This is a genomic window from Streptomyces sp. ATLC9, from assembly GCF_057196705.1.
Genome location: NZ_JBXUOY010000438.1, coordinates 1 through 2,713, shown reverse-complemented (window position 1 = coordinate 2,713; position 2,713 = coordinate 1). Strand labels below are relative to the sequence as shown.

The 2,713-nt window shown below is 71.2% G+C and carries 2 protein-coding genes and 2 pseudogenes; 1 reads left to right on the top strand and 3 read right to left on the bottom strand.

Annotated features, from left to right (window positions below):
- Nucleotides 1-110: pseudogene (locus AC2CJA_RS25970) on the top strand (Na+/H+ antiporter NhaA); the annotation flags it as partial.
- Here AC2CJA_RS25970 and gltX read toward each other — a convergent pair.
- The 3 genes and pseudogenes from gltX to AC2CJA_RS25955 all read right to left on the bottom strand — a co-directional run.
- A complete protein-coding gene (gene gltX / locus AC2CJA_RS25965; protein WP_484605107.1) occupies nucleotides 111-1,625 on the bottom strand; it encodes a glutamate--tRNA ligase in 1,515 nt (504 codons plus the stop codon).
- Nucleotides 1,618-2,400 (bottom strand): fumarylacetoacetate hydrolase family protein, encoded by a 783-nt coding sequence (locus tag AC2CJA_RS25960; RefSeq protein WP_484605106.1) that lies wholly within the window; start codon nucleotides 2,398-2,400, stop codon nucleotides 1,618-1,620. The genes gltX and AC2CJA_RS25960 overlap by 8 nt, the downstream gene beginning before the upstream one ends.
- 183 nt (nucleotides 2,401-2,583) lie before the next feature.
- A pseudogene (locus AC2CJA_RS25955) lies at nucleotides 2,584-2,713 on the bottom strand (ATP-binding protein); the annotation flags it as partial.

Sequence of the window (2,713 nt, the reverse complement as noted above, 5' to 3'; positions counted from 1 at the left end):
GGCGCCCGGCCGCGGCCGCGCTCCCGGTGGTCGCCGCCGTGTGCGGCATGGTGGTGCCCGCACTCTTCTACGTCGCGGTCAACGCGGCGGGCGGCGGTCAGATGGACGGCTCACGCCTGAGCGGCGGCCTCCAGCCTGGCCAGGGCGGCGTCCACGCGGGACAGGGTGCGCTCCCTGCCCAGGACCTCCAGGGACTCGAACAGGGGCAGGCCGACGGTGCGGCCGGTGACGGCGACGCGGACCGGGGCCTGGGCCTTGCCGAGCTTGAGCCCGTGCTCCTCGCCGGCGGCCAGGACGGCCGCCTTCAGGGCGTCGGCGTTCCACTCCGCCTCGGCCAGCTTCGCCCGCGCGGTGCGCAGCAGGGCGTCCGCGCCGGGCTTCATGGCCTTGGCCCAGGCCGCCCCGTCCTCGACCGGCTCCTCCAGGAAGAGGAAGTCGACGTTGGCGGTGATGTCGGACAGAGCCGTCAGACGGGTCTGGGCCAGGGGCGCGAGCGCCTCGAAGGCGGCGCGGTCGAAGCTCTCGGGCGCCCAGGGGGCGTGCGGGGCGGTCAGCCACGGCTCACAGCGGGCGATGAACTCCTTGGCGTCCAGTTCCCGGATGTGGACGGCGTTGATGGCCTCGCACTTCTTGAGGTCGAAGCGCGCCGGGTTGGCGTTGACGTCGCCGATCTCGAAGGCGGCGACCATCTCCTCCAGCGAGAAGATGTCCCGGTCCTCGGCGATCGACCAGCCCAGCAGAGCGAGGTAGTTGAGCAGGCCCTCGGGGAGGAAGCCGCGCTCGCGGTAGAGGTTGAGCGAGGACTGCGGGTCGCGCTTGGAGAGCTTCTTGTTGCCCTCCCCCATCACATACGGCAGGTGCCCGAACCGCGGGGTGCTCCCGTTGCCCACGCCGATCTCCGCCAGTGCCCGGTACAGCGCGATCTGGCGGGGGGTGGAGGAGAGCAGGTCCTCGCCGCGCAGGACGTGGGTGATCTCCATCAGGGCGTCGTCGACCGGGTTGACCAGCGTGTACAGCGGGGCGCCGTTGGCGCGGACGATGCCGTAGTCGGTGACGTTCTCCGGGGTGAAGGTCAGCTCGCCGCGGACCAGGTCGGTGAAAGTGATCGCCTCGTCCGGCATCCGGAAGCGGACGATCGAGGCGCGGCCCTCGGCCTCGTGGGCGGCCTTCTGCTCCTCGGTGAGGGCACGGCACTTGCCGTCGTAGCCGGAGGGCCTCCCGGCCTTGCGCGCGGCCTCGCGCCGCTCCTCCAGCTCCTCGGCGGTGCAGTAGCAGCGGTAGGCGTGGCCGGCCTCCATCAGCTTCCGCGCGACGTCGGCGTAGATGTCCAGGCGCTGCGACTGGCGGTAGGGGGCGTGCGGGCCGCCGCCCGCGCCGGAGGCGCCGTCGAACGCCACGGGGCCCTCGTCCCAGGCCAGGCCCAGCCAGCGCATCGAGTCCAGCAGCAGCTCGTAGGACTCCTCGGAGTCGCGGGCCGCGTCGGTGTCCTCGATACGGAAGACCAGGGTGCCGCCGTGGTGCCGGGCGAACGCCCAGTTGAACAGGGCGGTGCGGACCAGGCCCACATGGGGGTTGCCGGTCGGCGAGGGACAGAACCGTACGCGTACGTCGGATGCGCTAGCCACGCTTGATCACCTTGTTGGTGAGAGTGCCGATGCCTTCGATGGTGACGGCGACCTCGTCGCCGACGTTGATGAGGCCGACGCCCGCCGGGGTGCCGGTGAGGATGACGTCCCCCGGGAGCAGTGTCATCGCCTCGGTGATGTGGACGACCAGGTCCTCCACCGAGCGCACCATCTGGCCGGTGCGGCCGAGCTGCCGCTGGTCGCCGTTGACGGTGCACATGACGGCCAGGTCCGCCGGTTCGATGTCGGTGACCACCCAGGGGCCCAGCGGGCAGGAACTGTCGAAGCCCTTGGCCCGGGCCCACTGCGACTCGTTGCGCTGGATGTCGCGGGCGGTGACGTCGTTGGCGCAGGTGTAGCCGAGGATCACGTCCGCCACCCGTTCCCGGGGCACCTGGCTGCACATCCGGCCGATGACCACGGCCAGCTCGGCCTCGTGGTGCACCTCGCGGGAGAAGGACGGGTAGATGATCGGGTCGCCGGGGCCGATCACCGAGGTGGAGGGCTTGAAGAACGCGACCGGCGCCTCGGGGACCTCGCCCCCCATCTCCGCCGCGTGCTCGGCGTAGTTGCGGCCGATGGCCACCACCTTGTTCGGGAGCACGGGCGGCAGCAGCCGCACCTTGTCCAGAGAGACCCTCTTGCCCGAGCGCTCGAACTCGGCGAAGGGGTGGCCCTTGATGATGTCGAGGACGAGGCCGTCGCCGCTGTTGGCGTCCCCTTCCACGACTCCGAACGCGACGTTGCCGTCGATGGAGAATCTGGCGATGCGCACGGGTGGTGCTGCCCCTCGTTGATCGCGGGTGGGAGATGACACTCAAGGGTAAGCCCCGCACACTCGCGGTGTGCGGGGCCCTGCCGCGCGCATGTGTGGAGGTGTGGCCCGCGGGTAGCGATGGGAAGCGGGGAGAAGACCGCCCAGGCCACCCGGCACGGGAGCGACTCGGCTCGCGGGTGCTCAGCGCAGGCGTGCCATGAGGGCGTGTTCGACCAGGGTGATCAGCGCGCTCTTCGCATCCGCGCGGTGCCGCGCGTCGGTGGTGATGATCGGCGCGTCCGGACCGATCTGCAACGCCTCGCGCACCTCG